Annotated in this window: 21 protein-coding genes; 12 read left to right on the forward strand and 9 right to left on the reverse strand. The window is 63.2% G+C overall.

The window, feature by feature from the left end:
- Nucleotides 1-48 precede the first annotated feature (48 nt).
- Nucleotides 49-1,002 carry an agmatinase gene (gene speB, locus L9B60_RS01975; protein WP_249675642.1) on the reverse strand — a complete coding sequence of 318 codons (954 nt, stop codon included), beginning with the start codon at nt 1,000-1,002 and terminating at the stop codon, nt 49-51.
- A gap of 19 nt (nt 1,003-1,021) precedes the next feature.
- Nucleotides 1,022-2,101, reverse strand: coding sequence for an extracellular solute-binding protein (locus L9B60_RS01980; RefSeq protein WP_249675644.1), 1,080 nt, complete (start codon nt 2,099-2,101; stop codon nt 1,022-1,024).
- A 99-nt stretch (nt 2,102-2,200) separates the two neighbouring features.
- Here L9B60_RS01980 and L9B60_RS01985 point away from each other — a divergent pair, with 99 nt between their 5' ends.
- From L9B60_RS01985 to L9B60_RS01995, 3 genes are read left to right on the forward strand one after another with little or no spacing between them, the layout of a single operon-like run.
- The gene (locus L9B60_RS01985; protein ID WP_249675647.1) at nt 2,201-3,106 is read left to right on the forward strand and encodes a LysR family transcriptional regulator; all 906 of its coding nucleotides are present in this window, start codon (nt 2,201-2,203) and stop codon (nt 3,104-3,106) included.
- Between the two features lie 25 nt (nt 3,107-3,131).
- Nucleotides 3,132-3,641 carry an LEA/WHy family protein gene (locus L9B60_RS01990; RefSeq protein ID WP_249675650.1) on the forward strand — a complete coding sequence of 170 codons (510 nt, stop codon included), beginning with the start codon at nt 3,132-3,134 and terminating at the stop codon, nt 3,639-3,641.
- Nucleotides 3,642-3,657: 16 nt separating this feature from the next.
- A complete protein-coding gene (locus tag L9B60_RS01995; RefSeq protein WP_249675652.1) occupies nt 3,658-5,547 on the forward strand; it encodes a hypothetical protein in 1,890 nt (629 codons plus the stop codon).
- On the opposite strand, the gene L9B60_RS02000 is transcribed toward L9B60_RS01995, so the two are convergent.
- Nucleotides 5,544-6,464, reverse strand: a complete 921-nt coding sequence (locus tag L9B60_RS02000) for a carbon-nitrogen hydrolase family protein (RefSeq protein ID WP_249675656.1) — start codon at nt 6,462-6,464, stop codon at nt 5,544-5,546. The genes L9B60_RS01995 and L9B60_RS02000 overlap by 4 nt on opposite strands.
- Before the next feature lie 82 nt (nt 6,465-6,546).
- On the opposite strand from L9B60_RS02000, the gene L9B60_RS02005 reads away from it, so the two are divergent.
- Nucleotides 6,547-7,446 (forward strand): LysR family transcriptional regulator, encoded by a 900-nt coding sequence (locus tag L9B60_RS02005; RefSeq protein ID WP_249675660.1) that lies wholly within the window; start codon nt 6,547-6,549, stop codon nt 7,444-7,446.
- Here the strand turns inward: L9B60_RS02005 and L9B60_RS02010 are convergent, their stop codons facing one another.
- Nucleotides 7,447-7,701 (reverse strand): hypothetical protein, encoded by a 255-nt coding sequence (locus L9B60_RS02010; protein ID WP_249675664.1) that lies wholly within the window; start codon nt 7,699-7,701, stop codon nt 7,447-7,449.
- A 165-nt stretch (nt 7,702-7,866) separates the two neighbouring features.
- Between L9B60_RS02010 and L9B60_RS02015 the strand changes: the two genes are divergently transcribed.
- Complete coding sequence (locus tag L9B60_RS02015; protein WP_249675666.1) at nt 7,867-8,187, forward strand: ElaB/YgaM/YqjD family protein; 321 nt, start codon at nt 7,867-7,869, stop codon at nt 8,185-8,187.
- 62 nt (nt 8,188-8,249) lie between these two features.
- Here L9B60_RS02015 and L9B60_RS02020 read toward each other — a convergent pair whose 3' ends face one another.
- Nucleotides 8,250-9,275 carry an Ldh family oxidoreductase gene (locus tag L9B60_RS02020; protein ID WP_249675670.1) on the reverse strand — a complete coding sequence of 342 codons (1,026 nt, stop codon included), beginning with the start codon at nt 9,273-9,275 and terminating at the stop codon, nt 8,250-8,252.
- 153 nt (nt 9,276-9,428) lie between these two features.
- On the opposite strand from L9B60_RS02020, the gene L9B60_RS02025 reads away from it, so the two are divergent.
- Both L9B60_RS02025 and L9B60_RS02030 read left to right on the forward strand, forming a co-directional pair.
- Entirely contained in the window at nt 9,429-10,148 is a 720-nt protein-coding gene (locus L9B60_RS02025) for an aspartate/glutamate racemase family protein (protein WP_249675674.1), read from the forward strand.
- Nucleotides 10,149-10,290: 142 nt separating this feature from the next.
- On the forward strand, nt 10,291-10,668 hold the full coding sequence (locus tag L9B60_RS02030; RefSeq protein WP_249675677.1) for a fe2+ zn2+ uptake regulation protein: 378 nt from the start codon (nt 10,291-10,293) through the stop codon (nt 10,666-10,668).
- Here L9B60_RS02030 and L9B60_RS02035 read toward each other — a convergent pair whose 3' ends face one another.
- On the reverse strand, nt 10,669-10,857 hold the full coding sequence (locus L9B60_RS02035; protein ID WP_249675679.1) for a hypothetical protein: 189 nt from the start codon (nt 10,855-10,857) through the stop codon (nt 10,669-10,671).
- 206 nt (nt 10,858-11,063) lie between these two features.
- Here L9B60_RS02035 and L9B60_RS02040 point away from each other — a divergent pair, with 206 nt between their 5' ends.
- Complete coding sequence (locus L9B60_RS02040) at nt 11,064-11,288, forward strand: hypothetical protein (RefSeq protein ID WP_249680236.1); 225 nt, start codon at nt 11,064-11,066, stop codon at nt 11,286-11,288.
- Here L9B60_RS02040 and L9B60_RS02045 read toward each other — a convergent pair.
- The gene (locus tag L9B60_RS02045; RefSeq protein WP_249675681.1) at nt 11,279-12,193 is read right to left on the reverse strand and encodes a LysR family transcriptional regulator; all 915 of its coding nucleotides are present in this window, start codon (nt 12,191-12,193) and stop codon (nt 11,279-11,281) included. The two genes, L9B60_RS02040 and L9B60_RS02045, sit on opposite strands and share 10 nt — an antisense overlap.
- 110 nt (nt 12,194-12,303) lie before the next feature.
- Between L9B60_RS02045 and L9B60_RS02050 the strand changes: the two genes are divergently transcribed.
- Entirely contained in the window at nt 12,304-13,299 is a 996-nt protein-coding gene (locus L9B60_RS02050) for an aldo/keto reductase (RefSeq protein ID WP_249675683.1), read from the forward strand.
- 265 nt (nt 13,300-13,564) lie between these two features.
- A complete protein-coding gene (locus L9B60_RS02055) occupies nt 13,565-13,948 on the forward strand; it encodes a Mor transcription activator family protein (RefSeq protein WP_249675686.1) in 384 nt (127 codons plus the stop codon).
- A 59-nt stretch (nt 13,949-14,007) separates the two neighbouring features.
- Here the strand turns inward: L9B60_RS02055 and L9B60_RS02060 are convergent, their stop codons facing one another.
- A complete protein-coding gene (locus L9B60_RS02060; protein WP_249675689.1) occupies nt 14,008-14,508 on the reverse strand; it encodes a VOC family protein in 501 nt (166 codons plus the stop codon).
- 81 nt (nt 14,509-14,589) lie between these two features.
- Here L9B60_RS02060 and L9B60_RS02065 point away from each other — a divergent pair, with 81 nt between their 5' ends.
- Complete coding sequence (locus tag L9B60_RS02065) at nt 14,590-15,072, forward strand: GNAT family N-acetyltransferase (RefSeq protein WP_249675690.1); 483 nt, start codon at nt 14,590-14,592, stop codon at nt 15,070-15,072.
- A 32-nt stretch (nt 15,073-15,104) separates the two neighbouring features.
- A complete protein-coding gene (locus tag L9B60_RS02070) occupies nt 15,105-15,656 on the forward strand; it encodes a YbhB/YbcL family Raf kinase inhibitor-like protein (RefSeq protein WP_249675692.1) in 552 nt (183 codons plus the stop codon).
- Nucleotides 15,657-15,684: 28 nt separating this feature from the next.
- Here L9B60_RS02070 and eutC read toward each other — a convergent pair whose 3' ends face one another.
- Nucleotides 15,685-16,503 (reverse strand): ethanolamine ammonia-lyase subunit EutC, encoded by an 819-nt coding sequence (eutC, locus tag L9B60_RS02075; RefSeq protein ID WP_249675694.1) that lies wholly within the window; start codon nt 16,501-16,503, stop codon nt 15,685-15,687.
- Between the last annotated feature and the right edge of the window lie 9 nt (nt 16,504-16,512).

Genomic DNA, 16,512 nt, shown 5'->3' on the forward strand with positions numbered 1-16,512 from the left:
CGCTCCTACAGGGGGAACGCATTCCTTCTGTAGAAGGCCATATCGGCGTTAGATCTTATGCCGCGCGGCGTACAGGCACAGCATCTCCATCGCCAAGGTTGCCGCCGCCAGGGAGGTGATGTCGGCATGGTCATAGGCCGGCGCGACTTCCACCACGTCCATGCCGATCAGGTTGATACCGCGCAGCCCCCCCAGTATCTCCAGCGCTTGCAGCGTGCTCAGGCCGCCGCACACCGGGGTGCCGGTGCCGGGCGCATAGGCCGGGTCCAGGCAATCAATGTCGAAGGTCAGGTACACCGGGTGGTCGCCCACCCGCGCGCGAATGGCCTGGACAATGGCATCCACCCCTTGACGATGCACCTGGCGGGCGTCCAGCACCTCAAAGCCCAAGGTGTCATCGTTGGTGGTGCGCAAACCGATCTGCACCGAACGGGCCGGGTCGACCAGGCCTTCGCGGGCCGCGTGATAGAACATGGTGCCGTGGTCGACCCGACCGCTGTCATCATCTGGCCAAGTATCGCTGTGGGCGTCGAAATGGATCAGCGAGATCGGTCCATGGCGGCGGGCATGGGCCTTGAGCAGCGGGTAGGTGATGAAGTGATCGCCGCCCAGGGTCAGCATCGCGCAACCGGCCGCGAGGATATGGTCGGCATGGGCCTCGATGCTGTCCGCAATGGTGTGCGGTGCACCGTAATCGAATGCGCAATCGCCGTAGTCAATCACCGCCAGGTGGTCGAACGGGTCGAACGTCCACGGCCAATGCCGGGCCCAGGCCGACTGCACCGACGCAGTGCGCACCCCACGCGGGCCAAAGCGCGCACCGGGACGGTTGCTGGTGGCGGTGTCGAACGGCACGCCGCTGACCACCACGTCCACCCCATTGAGGTCGCGGCTGTAGCGCCTGCGCGAGAAACTGGTAATGCCGGCGTAGGTGCTTTCGGCATGGGTGCCAAACAGGCTTTCGCGGGTCAGGGCCTGGTCGTTTTGCGGGGCAAGATCCATGGTCTTATCTCCTTATGGGTTATTCACGGGTGCGGAAGGCAGTCCACAGGCGGGTGCGTTGGCGCAGGTCGGGCAAGGCCATGCTCTGGTCGGCAAACAGACGGTTGCGCACTTCGGCTGGCGGGTAGATATCGGGGTCATTGCGCACCGCTTCATCCACCAGCGGGGTGGCCGCCTGGTTGGCGTTGGCAAAGAACAGCGTGTTGGTCAGCGCCGCCACGGAATCGGGGCGCAGCATGAACTGGATAAACGCGCGGGCCGCTTCAGGGTGTGGCGCGTCCTTGGGGATGGCCAGGTTGTCCTGCCAGATCAGCGTGCCTTCGCGAGGGATGCGATAGGCCACCTCGAACGGCTTGTTGGCCTTTTTCGCCTGGTCGGCGGCCATTGCCGCGTCGCCGTTATAGGTCAGCGCCAGGCACACCGTGCCATTGGCCAGGTCGCTGATCTGCCGGCCGTTGGCCACGTAGCGCACCGAGGGTTGCAGTTTATGCAGCAGTTCGGCGGCGGCCGCAAGGTCGGCCTTGTCCGAGGTGTAGGGGTCTTTGCCCAGGTAATGCAGGGCCAGGCCGATGACCTCCTGGGGCGAATCGATCACCGCGATGCCGCAGTCGGCCAGTTTGCTGGCGTATTCGGGCTTGAACAGCAGGTCAAGGCTGTTCAGCGGCGCATCCGGCAGGCGCTTGCGCACCGCCTCCACGTTCATCCCCAGGCCCAGGGTGCCCCAGGTGTAAGGCACCGCATATTGGTTGCCGGGGTCGACCACCGCCAGCTTGCCCAGCAGGTCGTGGTCCAGGTTGGCGTAGCCGCTCATGCCCTGTTGCTGGGTGCGCTGCAGCCCACCGGCCTTCAGCGCCCGGGCCAGCACGCTGGAAGACGGCACCACCACGTCGTAGCCGCTGCCACCGGTGAGTAGCTTGGTTTCCAGCACTTCCGGGGTGTCGAAGGTGTCATAGCGCACCTTGTAGCCGGTTGCCTGCTCGAAGCGGGCCAGGGTCGCCGGGGCCACGTAATCGGCCCAGCTGTACAGGTTGACCACCTTGTCTTCAGCCTGCACAGGCAGGGCCAAGGCGATGGAAACAAGCAGAAGCAACGAACGCATGGCGAGCACCTCATGACAGGGAGTGCACGGAGCATGCGCGCCGGTTAACATAATAAAAATAGCAACTTTATGAAGCTGGCATGCCCAGGGAGTGATGTGATGCTTGGCCAGGTCCACGACATCGATCTGCAATTGCTGCGCCTGTTCGTCGCCGTGGTCGAGGCCGGCGGCTTTAGCGCAGCCCAGAGCACCCTGGGCCTGAGCCAGCCGAACATCAGCCAGCAAATGGCCCGCCTGGAAACCCGCCTGGGCTACCGCCTGTGCAGCCGCGGCAAGGCGGGGTTTAAGCTCACGCCCAAGGGTGAGCAACTGCTTGGCGCTGCTCGCGGGCTGTTCGAGTCCATCGAAGTGTTCCGCCATCAATCCAATGGCGTCGCCGGGCGCTTGCTGGGCGAGGTGCGCGTGGGCTTTTCCGAGGCGTTGGATCGCTCGGTGACCCAGCGCCTGGGCCAAGCCATCGCGCGCTTTCGCCAGCGCGACGAAGCAGTGCGCATCGAGCTGATCAGTGCCATGCCCGCCGACATGGAGCGCTTGCTGCTGCAACAGCGTCTGGACCTGGCCATCGGCTATTTTTCCGGGGCCCAGACGGCGTTCGACTACGACCATCTGTTCAGTGAAACCCAGCACCTGTACTGCGCCCCCGGGCACCCGCTGTTTGGTGCCAGCAGCATCAGTGACCAGGCCCTGGCCCAGGTCGACCGGGTGGAGCACCCCTACCCCTTCCTGGAAACCGATGAGCCCTTGCGCAGCGGCCGATGCTCGGCGCGCTCCGAACAAGTGGAAGGCACCCTGGCGTTCATTCTGTCGGGGCGCCACGTGGGCTACTTGCCACAGCACTACGCCGCCGGCTGGGTCGAGCAAGGTTTGTTACAACCTTTGCGCATGGGCGAGTTGAGTTTCGAAGTACCCTTTTACCTGGCCCGCCATCGGGCCCAGGTGCCGGGCGATGCGCAGTTGGCCTTCGAAGAAGATTTACGGGCCGTGTTCAGCGCGCTACCTTCGTGATGAATGCAATGCCAGAGAGCCTTTTATGCGCCGTTCCATCCTGCGTCACAGCCTTGCCGCGATGTTGTTGCTGGCCTTGAGTGCCTGCGCCCTGTTCCCGCCCACCGACCCGCTGAACATCAACGTGGTGGGCATCGACCCGCTGCCCTCCCAAGACCTGGAAATGCGCCTGGCAGTGAAGATTCGCGTGCAAAACCCCAATGACCGCGCCATCACCTACAACGGCGTGTCGCTGAACCTGGACGTCAACGGCCGCCCGCTGGCCTCCGGGGTGAGCGATGAAAGTGGTACCCTGCAGCGCTTTTCAGAAGTGGTGCTGAGCGTGCCCGTCAGCGTCACGGCCTTCTCGGTGCTGCGCCAGACGTTTGTGCTCGGCCAAGGCCAGTCGCTGGACAACGTGCCCTATGAACTGCACGGCAAACTGGCCAACGGCCTGCTCGGCACGGTGCTGTTCAGCGACCATGGCAACCTGTCGCTGGCGCCTTTGGCACCCTTGCAAGAGCCTGCCAACCCGTACCACAACACCCGCCAATGAACCCACTGGATAGCCGATGACCCCGCTTTACCTCCCGCTTGCCGAAGACACCGCCACGGCGCTGGCCCAGGGGCTCGACACAGATGCGTTTTTCGCCACCGCCACCGTGGCCCCACTGGCCGCCGTGCTGCTGATCCAGAGCCTTGCTGCCCTGGTCAAGAAAAACGCCAGCGTCGACGCCCTGGAAATACGCCTGGCCGATGTCATTCGCTTGAAAGCCGGCAGCGGGTTTGCCGACCAGGTGCGCCAGCACTTCGATGGGGTCGCGTTTTCCCAGGGGCTCACGCTGATGGGCAAGGCCCACCTGGCGTTCAGTGGCGAGCACGACTACCTGACCGACGAAGGCCTGTGGGACTTCACCTTCAGGCAGCGCCAGGCCGAACGCAGCGGCCCACCGCGGCGCGAATTCGTGGCGGCCAATGGCAGCGTGCTGGCCCTCAACGACGGCCAGAATAGAGTGTTCGATGAGTTTCGCAGCAACCCCGAAGAGTCGTTCCACGTGCAGGGTTATGCCGGTACCGGCAAGACGTTCTTGATCAACGGGTTCCTGGGGTTCATCAACCCCAAGACCACCCTGTTGCTGACCCAGACCAAGGTGCAGGCCGACGCACTGGACGCACGCACCGCCGATTCGGGCATGACCACCCTGCTGTTCGCAGGCCTGGCCGACCGCTTGCTCAACCGTGACCTCACCTCCCAGGGTTGGCGCATCCAGCAGCGCAACCGCACCAGCAGCAACTGGCAGGTCACCGACGAGCAGATTGCCCTGTGGCTGGGCCTGCAGGCCGTGGGCTTGTTCCGCCCGCGCGAGGTGGCGCGGCTGTGCCGGCGTACCGTCAGCCGCTATTGCCATGGCGTGGACCGCGAGCTGTCGGCCAAGCACCTGCCCATCGCCGCCCGAGGCCTGAGCGACCTGGACAGCCGCGTGGCCGTGGAATACAGCCGCCTGCTGTGGCAGGAAATGATCCGCCCTTCAGCTCCCGAGATCGAACTGCCGGTGCGCGGCTACCACCGCATCAAATACTTGGCGCTGCTGGATGAAGTGATCCCCGAGGCGTTCACCCACGTCATCGTCGACGAAAGCCACGAACTGACGGCGCCGATGATCCAGATCCTGGACCGCAGCCCCCAAGCGGTGATTACCTTGGGCGATGAGTTCCAGCACCTGCAGGGCATGACCCGGCCCCACGGCCCGTTCGTGCGCCAGCGTCACGTGACCCGCTCGTTGCGTGCCGGCGCGCCCATGGGCGAGGTGCTCAACCCAATGATTCAGGCGCACCCCAGCCGGCTCAAGGATGCCTACGAAGGCAGCGCCGAGCACGGCACCGACGTGCAACTGTATGGCACCACCAGCATCCCGCAGACACCCACCACCATTTTGGTGGATGACGAATGGGGACTGTTTCTCTGGTTCGATCGCCTGACCCGCGCAGGGGCCTCGTTCGTGCTGTTGGACGGCGCCGAGCGGGACTTTCATGCGTTCGTCAGCGACGTGATTGAACTGTATTTCGCCGGCACGCGCCCGCGACACAAGATGATTTTCCGCTATGGCTCGTGGGACGCCCTGGCCTCGGCCATGGGCGGCAGCTACGCGTTCAAGGCCGCCAGCGCCCTGCTGGAAAAAGGCTTCGACCACGCGCAGTTTGCCGAGGACAACGCCCGCTACATGAAGCAGGCGAAAGCCAAGATCAAGCTTGGCCGGGCCAGCGACGCCAAGAACATGGAGTTCGATTCGGTGCTGGTATCGCGCGACCTGATGCGCCCGCCGCGTGCCGGTAACGTGGAAGACGTCGCCAGCCGTTGCTCCAAGCTGTATACCGCAAGCTCTCGCGCCCGCCACCAGATCATCGTGCCGGGCAACATGGGCGACTGGCTGCAGGACATCGGCAAGACCCTGCGCCGTTAAATAAAGCGCACCCCGGGCTTGGCGCGCTCATCCACCGTCAACTCGAACACGTCCGGGCGCGCATAGTGCCCCACCACATCGAAATCGTAGCGGGCGCGTACCAGGTCATCCGTATCGATTTGGGCCACCAGCAAGCCACGCTCGGCCACCATTGGCCCGGCCAGTACTTCGCCCAGCGGCCCGACGATCAGGCTACCGCCGTTGATCAGCGGGCGTTCGGCTGGCCAATTGGCCACCGCTCGGCCCAAGTCGGCGGGCGAGTCCTGCACCTGGCAGGCACTGACCACAAAACAGCGGCCTTCGCTGGCCACGTGGCGCATGGTGACCTGCCACATCTCGCGCTCATCCACCGTGGGCGCACACCAGATCTCCACGCCCTTGGCGTACATGGCCATGCGCAACAGCGGCATGTAGTTCTCCCAACACACGGCACCCCCTATGCGCCCGCTGGCGCCTTCGATCACCGGTAGGGTCGAGCCGTCGCCCTTGCCCCAAATCAGCCGCTCGGTGCCGGTGGGCATCAATTTACGGTGTTTGGCCACCAGGCCCTGTTGCGGGCAGAAATACAGCACCGTGCAATACAGGGTGTTGCCACCGCGCTCGATCACCCCCAGCACCAGGTTGGCACCGGTGCGAGCGGCAAGGCCGGCCAACGCGTCGGTTTCGGCACCCGGCACGTCAATGGCGTTGGCAAAATAGCGAGCAAAGGCTTCACGCCCCTCAGGCAGGCGGTAACCCAGTTGCGTGCCAAAGCTTTCACCTTTTGGGTAGCCGCCCAACAACGCTTCGGGCATCACCACCAGTTGGGCGCCCGCTGCGCGGATTGTGTCTTCATACGACAGGATCTGCTCCAGGGTGTCGGCCTTGCCGCTGGGCAATGAACCGATCTGCAGGGCCGCGACGATGGACTTGGGCATGGGTGACTCCGGATGGGCTGGGGATTGCCAATTTTGCGCACCTGATCAATCATGAATAAAGCCCCAAGCGCTTCTACATGATATGAGCCAAATGAATATCGCCGAGATGGACCTGAACCTGCTGAAAGTCTTCGAGGCGCTGCACGACGAAGTCAGCGCCAGCCGTGCCGCGCTGCGCCTGGGGGTCACCCAATCGGCGGTCAGTGCCGCCTTGCGGCGCCTGCGCGAGGCCTATGGCGACCCATTGTTCGTGCGCACCGGGCGCGGTTTGGCGCCTACGCTGCGGGCCAACCAGCTCAAGCCGCTGATCAGCGAAGCCCTGAACAAATGCCGGCAAAGCCTGACCCTGCTCGACCCCGTGGCCCGTGACTACAGCGGCCGGGCAGTGACCTTGGGGCTGTCGGATGATTTTGAAATCGCCTACGGTAGGCGGCTGATCGAAGAAACCCGCGAGCGCGCGCCGGGCCTGCGCCTGATCTTTCGCCAAACCCACACCCAGATCGTCGCCAACGCCCTGGTGGAACGCAGCTTGGACCTGGCGATCACCGCCGGTGGCTTTAGCGAGCGCATGCTCAGCCGCCAGGTGCTGGGCGAAGGCGATTACCTGTGCCTGCTGGACGCCCCAGGGCAGACCTCGTTGAACCTGGACGAATTCGTCGAACGTGAACAGGTGCTGATTTCATCGGGAGGGTTTATTGGCATTATCGATGAGGCCTTGGCCACCTTGGGCCGGGCGCGCAAGGTACGGGCTTCCACCACACATTTCGCCGCCTTGCCCTATTTGCTCAAAGGCACGGCGGCGGTGGCCACCCTCCCCGCTCATGCGGCGCAGGCGATCGCCGCCCTCACGGGCCTGGCCCTGGTGCCCTGCCCGCTGCCCCTGCCGCGCTACCCGATCGAACTGGGTTGGCGCACCAGCGCGCAGATCGACCCGGCCGTGGTACGCGTTCGCGAGGCCATCGCCGCGTGTTTCAACGCTTGATTACTTGGCCGCAGCCATAAGCCGGTTGACCTCGGCACGGACCATTTGCGCGAATTCGGGGGGCGACATGCCGTCCAGTTCCGCGCGCACCCATTCGGCCCATTTGCCCTTGCGCTTGGCCTTGTCAGCAATCAGCCGGGCAGCCTCGGCCTTGGCTTTGCCCAGGTTGGATTGCCACAGGTCGAACAGACGGGATTTCTCGTCCTCGATCGTCGCCCGCTCGGCGAGGGATCGGTTGGCCAGGTTGAAACTCATTGCATGGTTCCTGCCGCTTAAAATGGTTTACATCTTACACCCTAGTGAACGAAATCCCCGAACCCATCAGGAAAAGTCCCAAGCCTGCACGGATTAATTTCCTGCAACTTTCCCGCACCACCGTACTCCATTGTTCACTGTGTTCAATCATCAGGAGCATCGCAAATGGCCCGCAAAAGCGCCGTGCAAGCAGCAGAAGATCAAATCAAGGACCAAGCGTTCAGCGAGCTGCAGTCGCTGATAGAAGAATCGGAAAAACTCCTGAAGGACGGTGCCTCGCTGGTGGGTGAAGAAGCCGACACCTTGCGCGAACAGGTCAGCCTGAAACTCAAGCAAGCGCGCGAATCAGTGACCGGTGTGCGGGATCGCGCCGCGCCGGTGGTAGAGGCCACCCAGGATTACATCGGTGGCCACCCTTGGCAGACCGTGGCCATTTCGGCAGGTTTTGGGTTGGTAGTGGGGTTGTTGTTGGGGCGTCGTTCGTAGGGTTTTAAGACCGCGTCGGTTTTTTCGCGGATCAATCCGCTCCTACGCAGGAGCGGAACCGCCTAGCCCGCCAGTTGCCGCAACTGCTCAAGTTCCATCCGGCCCAACGCTACACCCGCCTCCAAGGCCTTTGCCCGTTCGGCATAGCGCCGCTCGCCAGACAATCGCGTGACCCCTACCGTTTTCATTTTCTCGACCAAGGTGCCGCTGCGCTCGGCAAACGTTGCGCCTGCGCTTTTGCTGGGGTCGATGACGATGATCAACTGCCCGGTCCACGGCGTCTTGGCCCCCGGATGCTGGCTCCAATCGAACTCGAACGAAAAATTGCCCCCCGTGAGCGCTGCGGCCAACAACTCGACCATCATCGACAGCGCCGAACCCTTGTGCTCGCCAAACGGCAGCAACGCCCCGCCGTCGAGGATCGCCTTGGGGTCGGTGGTCGGCAGGCCCAGGCGGTCTACCCCAGTGCCCGGTGGCACGGCGTGGCCTTGGCGGGCGGCAATCTGCACATCGCCGTGGGCCATGGCACTGGTGGCCATGTCGAACACGATGGGCTCGCTGCCGGCGCAGGGGGCGGCGAAGGCGATGGGGTTGGTACCAAACAGCGGCTTTTGCCCGCCGTGGGGCACCACGCAGGTCATGCTGTTGACCACGCTCAAGGCCACCAACCCTTCCCGGGCAAACGGCTCGACGTCTGGCCACAGGGCGGCAAAGTGATGCGAGTTGCGGATCGCCAACACCGCGATACCGGCACTGCGCGCCTTGCTCACCAACAATGGGCGGGCCGCATGCAGGGCCGGCTGGGCAAAGCCATTGTGAGCATCAACGCCGACAAAGCCGCTAGCCAAGTCCTCCACCGTGGGCACCGCCTGCCCATCCACCCAGCCACTGGCCAGTGTCGACAGGTAACCGGGAACACGGAACACGCCATGGCTGTGGGCACCGTCACGCTGGGCGGTGGCGCAATTTTCGGCAAGGATCGCCGCCACTTGGGCGCAGGTGCCGTGGCGCTCGAAGATGCGTTGTAACAGCTCGACCAGCTCGGCAAAGCTCAAGTGTTCGGTTTCAGCAGAGGCTACGGCAGACATCAGACACTCCGTTGCAGGGAAGTAGGCACCACGATTAATGGCACTTGGGCCAAGGCTGTGTCAAGAACGCAACATGGGCGCCAGGATGTATACAAAAAAGGTTATAAAATGCCAATATTGTGCACATTCGATCATTCAAATCAGGTATTTCCCATGCGCATCCTGGTCGTCAACGTCAACACCACCGAATCCATCACCCAGGCCATCGCCGAGCAGGCCCGCAGCGTGGCCGCACCCGGTACCGAGATCATCGGGCTCACCCCGTATTTTGGCGCCGAGTCGGTGGAGGGCAACTACGAAAGCTACCTGGCCGCCATCGCGGTGATGGACCGCGTGCTCAGCTACGACCAGCCGTATGACGCAGTGATCCAGGCCGGCTACGGCGAGCACGGCCGCGAAGGCCTGCAGGAGTTGCTCGACGTGCCGGTGGTGGACATCACCGAAGCGGCCGCAAGCCTGGCCATGTTGTTGGGCCACAAGTACTCGGTGGTGACTACACTTGACCGTACGGTGCCCTTGATCGAAGACCGCCTGAAGCTGGCCGGGCTGTTCGAACGCTGCGCATCGGTGCGCGCCAGTGGCCTGGCCGTGCTTGAACTGGAAGAAGACCCGGCGCGGGCGGTGGATGCGATCGTCAGCGAGGCTGAAATTGCCGTGCGCCAGGACAAGGCCGAAGTGATCTGCCTGGGGTGCGGTGGCATGGCCGGCCTCGACGAGCAGATCCGCCAACGTACCGGCGTGCCGGTGGTCGATGGCGTCACCGCCGCCGTGACCCTGGCAGAGTCGCTGGTGCGGCTAGGCTTGAGCACCTCCAAGGTGCGCACCTACGCCAAGCCTCGGCCCAAGGCAATCGTGGGCTGGCCACGGCGCTGAGCGTTCGACGATTTGATCAACGAAAGCATGCCTTTGACAAATTTTCGACACCTGGCCCTTCATGATTCTCGCTCGTCATTCGTCTTAATGAGTAATGGACGAGAAATCGTAATCGCTACAGGCTCTGAAAAGGAGTATTCGCATGCACCACCCCACACTGCACAGCGCCGCAAAGGAGTTGCGGCAACGAGCCACGGCCAGCCGCGAGCCGGTCGCGCTGCCTACCGATGCCGACCGCTGCGGCAACGGCCAGATCAAATTGCTGCTCAAGACCTTCGGCCTGCGCACCAGCTTGATCCGCCTCAAAGTCATCGACACCCTGCTCAATGCCGCCCATGAAAACCGCCCGGTGGGCGTGCGCGGGGTGCACACCCACCTGGAAGCGCTGGGCATCCCCCTGTCGTTCCTGAGCGTGCGCGAGGTGCTCAAGCGCTTGTGCGTGGAGGGTGTGATCGACCTCAATGAAGACAAATCCTACTGCCTGACAGCGCCTGCCTTGGCGATTCTGGAAGGGAGTTAGTCAGGGCTTGACCTTGCGACGCATGAAGCCGTTGATCACCACCACCACGACCGCCACACCCATGGCGATGTACTGGAACTGTTTTTCGGTAATGATCCCGGTGTTCTGCAGCCACGACAGCCCCAGCATGATGGCCAGCACGGCCAGGGCAATCAGGACGGAGTAAATCAAGCGCTGCTTTTGAGTCATTGCGGTTTCCTGGTTTCATTTGTATCGGGCGTGTATCGCAGGCCTTGCCAAGTGCGTACGCGACTCTGGCAATGGACCTGCATTTGTGCGGTCTCATATTACAGTGCCCAACGACCTTTTGGGACTGGGCACTCTTAACCATGAGGACTTACACATGCTTCGTCGAATCACTCTGCTGATTCCGCTTCTTCTGACCGTCAGCCTGAGTGGCTGCTGGATGTTCATGCCACCGGGCGGCGGTGGCGGCCACGGTGGTGGTGGTGGTGGTGGTGGTGGTGGTGGTGGTGGTGGTGGTGGTGGTGGTGGTGGTGGTGGTGGTCACGGCGGCCCTGGTGGCGGTGGCGGCCCAGGCTTCAGCCAAGGTCGCTGAGCCCTATGACGAGCCCTTCGGGGCTCGTTTTTTATGCGCGCCGATTAGCCCCTACGGCTGATCGCGATGGTGCAACCCCAACCCAGGCCGGGCGCACAACTCCACCAGCCAGTCGACGAACACCCGCACCCGCCGCGACAAATGGCGGTGCGCCGGGTACATCGCGGTCAGGGGCAAGGTGGGCGGAGGGTTGTTCGCCAGCACCTCGAGCAACGTGCCCTCGCGCAACTGCCGACGCACGTGGTAATAGGGCATTTGCACCAGCCCATACCCCGCCTCACACGCTGCCAGGTAGCCATCGGCGCTGTTCACCGCAATGCGCTTGGGCAACTCGATCGCACCACCCTGCGCGAACTCCAAGCCAAAGCGTTTACCGGAAGTGGCCGAGAAGTACTCGACCATTTCATGCCCCTGCAACTGGTCCAACCGCACCGGCACGCCGCGCTGCTGCAGGTAACCGGGGCTGGCACAGGTCACTTGCAGCAACTGCACCAAGGGCCGCGCCACCAGGGTTTCGTCCAGCGGTGCGCCGCCGCGCAACACGCAGTCCACCCCTTCGCGCAACAGGTCCACCGGGCGATCGTTCAGGCCAACCTCCAGGTTGATCAAGGGGTAGCGCGCGGTGAATTCGGCCAGGTGGGCAAACACCAGCAGCTTGCCGATACCCGCCGGCATGTCGACCCGCAACAGGCCACTGGGGCTGTGGGGTGACTGGGTGAACAGCGCTTCGGTTTCTTCAAGCTCATTGAGCAGGCTCACACATCGCTGGTAGTAGGCAGCGCCATCCAGCGTGGGGCTGACATGGCGAGTGGTGCGCAGCAGCAGCTGCACGCCCAGGTGCGCCTCCAACTGTTTGACCAGGATGCTCACGGAGGCGCGCGGTAGCCCCAGGCTATCGGCCGCCCGAGCGAAACCGCCCAGTTCGACGATGCGGGTAAACACGCGCATGGCATTGAATCGGTCCACCAGCCCTCCGATTGATTGGAATTTCTAAACAGTGATAGCGGATTTAGCCGGTTTATTCAGGCAGTGTCGAGGAGAACAATGCCAGCCTATTCAATCGAAGGAGCTTGACCATGGATACTCGTACACTGGGCAACCAAGGCCTTAGGGTTGGCGCAATTGGCCTGGGCTGCATGGGCATGAGCGATTTCTACACCACCGGCATCGACCGCAAGCAAGCCCTGGCCACGTTGCACCGCGCGCTGGAACTGGGCGTGACGTTGTTCGACACCGCCGACGCGTACGGCCCCCACACCAATGAACAACTGTTGGGCGAGGCGTTGGCCGGCAAGCGCGACCAGGTGATCCTGGCCAGCAAGTTCGGCCTGGTACGCGACCCCGCCAACCCGCAGGTGCGTGGCGTGAACGGGCGCCCCGACTACGTGCGCGAAAGCATCGACGGCACCCTCAAGCGCCTGCGCGTGGAGGTGCTGGATCTGTACTACCTGCACCGCGTGGATCCTGAAGTGGCCATCGAAGAAACGGTAGGCGCCATGGCCGAGTTGGTCACTGCTGGCAAGGTGCGTTACCTGGGCCTGAGCGAAGCGTCGGCGGGCACCCTGCAACGGGCCCACGCGGTGCACCCCATCAGCGCGCTGCAAAGCGAATACTCGCTGTGGAGCCGCGACCCTGAAACCAACGGCGCCCTGGCCATGTGTCGCCAACTAGGGATTGGCTTCGTGCCCTACAGCCCTTTGGGCCGGGGCTTTCTGACGGGCGCCCTGAAAAGCCCGGAAGACTTTGCCGCCGATGACTACCGCCGCGCCAGCCCGCGCTTCCAGGGCGAGAACTTCACCCGCAACCTGCACCTGGTCGAACAGGTCCAGCAACTGGCGGCCAAGATGGGCATCAGCGCCGGGCAACTGGCGTTGGCCTGGGTATTGGCACAAGGCGATGACATCGTGCCGATCCCGGGGACCAAGCAGCGGCGCTACCTTGAAGAAAACCTCGCCGCGTTGCAGGTGACGCTCAGTGCCGACGACCTGCAGGCCCTGGAGCAGGTGTTCCCGGCCGATGCGGCGGCAGGTCTGCGTTACCCGGCTGCCGTGATGCAGATGATCGGCCGCTAGACTGTGAACCTGTTGGGGTAGACGTGCATTACACACCTCTACCCTTGCACGGTTTTCAAGACTTGTAGCCTCGCGCTGTGGTTTTGCTCTACACAAAAAACTCCTACGTCCTACCTTCACCGCTATAAATGGCCCGCTGTGGTAGGCCGCCATTCACCCTAGAATCACCTCAAGGTCCTGGCTGCCTACAGCCAGTGCTTGCAGGAGTGATCCTTTGCCAGGAGTGAACGATTCACTCGCTACCCTCACTACAAGGACGTATTTCATGAACCTCGACGACCTCAATCGCATCGACATCCGGCAACTGCCCCAGTCACTGCAGGCATTGATCGACTGCATCGGTGTGGAGCACGCCTACCACCTGACCTACCTGTACGGTGGGCGGCCCAAATACATTCCCAAACAAAGCAAACGCACGGCGCTGGCGCAGCACTTGCCCGCGCAAGCCCTGGCCGCACTGATCGAACGCTTTGCCGGGCTAGCCCTGGAGATCCCCAAAGTCGACCATTTCCACCGCCAATTGCGTAACCATCAGATCCAGCAGGAAAGTTGCGATGGCCTGTCGCGCAGCGCGCTGGCCGACAAGTACGGCTTGAGCTTGCGCCAGATCGGGAATATTCGGCGCCAGGAAGCCATGGCCCAAGGTTGAGCCGGCGCACCTCACGGATAAATGCTGCGCCGCCAACGCCAGGATTTATCCGCCCCCCGTCACACCGCGTTGAAGGCGTTGCGCAGTCGCGCCAGGTCCAGCTTGTGCATGCTCAACAAAGCGGTCATCACCGCCTCGGTACGGCGGCTGTCGGGATCGCTCATCAACGTTGCAAGTTCGGTGGGCACCACCTGCCAGGACACGCCGAAGCGGTCCTTCAGCCAGCCGCACTGCTGTGCCTCCAGCGGCCCGCCGGCGGTCAATCGCTCCCAGTAATAGTCGATCTCATGCTGGGTTTCGCAGTTGATCTGGAACGATACCGCCTCGCTGAACTTAAATTGCGGCCCACCGTTGAGAAAAGTGAAGGCCTGCCCGGCCAGTTGCACTTCAACGGTCAGTACCGAGCCCTCCGGGCGGCCGTGAACCTCGAAGCCGGCCTTGCCGAAATAGCTGATGGCGGTAATTTTTGCTTCCTGGAAAATCTCGACGTAATAGTTCGCGGCCTCCTCGGCCAGCCCATCGAACCACAGGCAGGGGCTGATTTTTTGTAGTGTTGTCATGATTCACCTCCTGATCGGACCTTCAGTATGGTGCACAATGGGCGGATCGATTCTGCCCACTCATCCAGGAGGACCCTCATCTTGAACCTGCACATCCGCCAGGCCACCCCCGCCGACGCCGACCTGATCCTGGGCTATATCACCGAGCTTGCGATCTACGAGAAAGCCGAGCATGAGGTGGTGACCAACGCCGCCCAGATCCGCGCCAGCCTGGCCGACCCCGAGTCACCGGCCAAGGCCATGATCTGCAGCCTGGACGACACGCCCGTGGGGTTTGCCTTGTACTTCATGAGCTATTCCACCTGGCTTGGGCGCAAGGGCATTTACCTGGAGGACCTGTACGTGTCCAACCAGCACCGCGGCATTGGCGCGGGCAAGGCATTGCTGCAGCACTTGGCCAAGCTGGCCTTTGAAAGTGGTTGCGGGCGCCTGGAATGGAGCGTGCTGGACTGGAACGAACCGGCGATCCAGTTCTACCAGTCGATCGGTGCCAGCGCGCAACCGGAGTGGGTTCGCTACCGCCTGGCCGGCGAACAGCTGAAGGCTTTCGCAACGGCACGCTAGACTGTTGGGGGAACTCAAACGGAGATGACTGTATGCGGCGTTCCACTGCCTTGATGTGCGGCACGGCCCTGACCCTTTGCCTGCAACTGCCTGCCCTGGCGGCGGGCGCCTTCACCCTGAAAACGCCCGACGGCGAAGACAATTCGCTGCTGCGCGAAACCAACGCGGCGAACACCGGCGATTGCGGCGGCGAGAATGTCTCGCCGGCGCTGAGCTGGAGCAATGCCCCCGCTGGCACGCAAAGTTTTGCGTTGATCATGCACGACCCTGACGGCCAAAAAGGCCTGGGGGTCAACCATTGGGTGCATTACGGCATCAATGCCAGCACCCATCAGTTGGCAGCGGACGCGAGCCTCAAGGGCAAGATCGAAGGCCTGGGGGGCACCAACAGCAAGCAACTGACCACCTACTCCGGGCCTTGCCCGCCGGTGGGCGAGAACCCGCATCACTACGTGATTCAGATTTACGCGCTGGACCTGGCCCCCGATGCCCTGCCAGCAGCGCTGACCCGCGAGGCATTGCAGGCAAAGATCAAGGGGCACATCCTGGCCAATACCAGCGTGGTACGCCGATACGGTCGTTGAACTGTTCGCGGATAACCGGGGAGCCGGTCTATCCGCGATCCGGCCCCAACAGAAAATTCCCCGGCCGCACCTCGGCATCCCCCTCCAGCACCGGCACCTGGGCTTCATCCTTCAAATTAACCCCCGACAGTTGTCGCCGCTGCGCCTCGCGCATCAGGTACAACAATTTGTGCGCCGCCATGGCATAGCTCATGCCCTCCAGCCGCACGTTGGAAATGCAATTGCGCGCCGCATCGTTCAGGCCCACCCGCGGCGCGTAAGTGAAGTACAGCCCCAGGCTGTCGGGCGAACTGAGGCCTGGCCGTTCACCGATCAGGATCACCACCATTTTTGCCCCCAGCAGTTGCCCCACCTCGTCGGCCACCGCCACTCGGCCCTGCTCCACCAGCGTGATCGGCGCCAAGGTCCAACCCTCGGCGCCGGCCAGCTCGTCGACGCGTTGCAGCATGGGCAAGGCGTGGCGATGCACGGCAAGCGATGAAAGCCCGTCGGCCACTACCACGGCCAGGTCAAAGCCGTGCCGTGGGTCGTCGCGCAAAGCCTGAGCACTGTCTTGGTGCAGCCGCCGGCCCAGGTCCGGCCGCTGCAGGTACTGGTTGCGGTCGGCAGCGGCGCTGTGCAGGCTGATGGCCTCGCGCCCGCGCAGCTTGAGCGCCTGGATGATTTCGGCCTGCTCGAACGGCGTGTGCACCGCGTCCCGCGCCTGGGCGTGGGCGTACTGGAAATCCAGCTGCGCGGCGGTTGGCAGGCTGGTGCCGGCGCGGCCCAAGGCGATGCGCGCCGAGGTCAGGCCGCGCAGTTGTTGCCAGGGGTCGGCCTGCGCCGGGTTGCGGGGTTCGTCGCTCATGCCCTGTCC

Origin of the sequence: Pseudomonas abieticivorans (genome assembly GCF_023509015.1) — a bacterium.
Lineage (GTDB): Bacteria > Pseudomonadota > Gammaproteobacteria > Pseudomonadales > Pseudomonadaceae > Aquipseudomonas > Aquipseudomonas abieticivorans.

What these genes read in the sequence shown, in the direction of transcription:
- L9B60_RS02020 (WP_249675670.1), bottom strand. Translation starts at nt 9,275, where the DNA reads ATGTCTGCCGTAGCCTCTGCTGAAACCGAACACTTGAGCTTTGCCGAG.
- L9B60_RS02000 (WP_249675656.1), bottom strand. Translation starts at nt 6,464, where the DNA reads ATGCCCAAGTCCATCGTCGCGGCCCTGCAGATCGGTTCATTGCCCAGC.
- L9B60_RS01985 (WP_249675647.1), top strand. Translation starts at nt 2,201, where the DNA reads ATGCTTGGCCAGGTCCACGACATCGATCTGCAATTGCTGCGCCTGTTC.
- L9B60_RS01980 (WP_249675644.1), bottom strand. Translation starts at nt 2,101, where the DNA reads ATGCGTTCGTTGCTTCTGCTTGTTTCCATCGCCTTGGCCCTGCCTGTG.
- L9B60_RS02070 (WP_249675692.1), top strand. Translation starts at nt 15,105, where the DNA reads ATGCGGCGTTCCACTGCCTTGATGTGCGGCACGGCCCTGACCCTTTGC.
- L9B60_RS02015 (WP_249675666.1), top strand. Translation starts at nt 7,867, where the DNA reads ATGGCCCGCAAAAGCGCCGTGCAAGCAGCAGAAGATCAAATCAAGGAC.
- speB (WP_249675642.1), bottom strand. Translation starts at nt 1,002, where the DNA reads ATGGATCTTGCCCCGCAAAACGACCAGGCCCTGACCCGCGAAAGCCTG.
- L9B60_RS02035 (WP_249675679.1), bottom strand. Translation starts at nt 10,857, where the DNA reads ATGACTCAAAAGCAGCGCTTGATTTACTCCGTCCTGATTGCCCTGGCC.
- eutC (WP_249675694.1), bottom strand. Translation starts at nt 16,503, where the DNA reads ATGAGCGACGAACCCCGCAACCCGGCGCAGGCCGACCCCTGGCAACAA.
- L9B60_RS02025 (WP_249675674.1), top strand. Translation starts at nt 9,429, where the DNA reads ATGCGCATCCTGGTCGTCAACGTCAACACCACCGAATCCATCACCCAG.
- L9B60_RS02010 (WP_249675664.1), bottom strand. Translation starts at nt 7,701, where the DNA reads ATGAGTTTCAACCTGGCCAACCGATCCCTCGCCGAGCGGGCGACGATC.
- L9B60_RS02030 (WP_249675677.1), top strand. Translation starts at nt 10,291, where the DNA reads ATGCACCACCCCACACTGCACAGCGCCGCAAAGGAGTTGCGGCAACGA.
- L9B60_RS01995 (WP_249675652.1), top strand. Translation starts at nt 3,658, where the DNA reads ATGACCCCGCTTTACCTCCCGCTTGCCGAAGACACCGCCACGGCGCTG.
- L9B60_RS02005 (WP_249675660.1), top strand. Translation starts at nt 6,547, where the DNA reads ATGAGCCAAATGAATATCGCCGAGATGGACCTGAACCTGCTGAAAGTC.
- L9B60_RS02060 (WP_249675689.1), bottom strand. Translation starts at nt 14,508, where the DNA reads ATGACAACACTACAAAAAATCAGCCCCTGCCTGTGGTTCGATGGGCTG.
- L9B60_RS02050 (WP_249675683.1), top strand. Translation starts at nt 12,304, where the DNA reads ATGGATACTCGTACACTGGGCAACCAAGGCCTTAGGGTTGGCGCAATT.
- L9B60_RS01990 (WP_249675650.1), top strand. Translation starts at nt 3,132, where the DNA reads ATGCGCCGTTCCATCCTGCGTCACAGCCTTGCCGCGATGTTGTTGCTG.
- L9B60_RS02055 (WP_249675686.1), top strand. Translation starts at nt 13,565, where the DNA reads ATGAACCTCGACGACCTCAATCGCATCGACATCCGGCAACTGCCCCAG.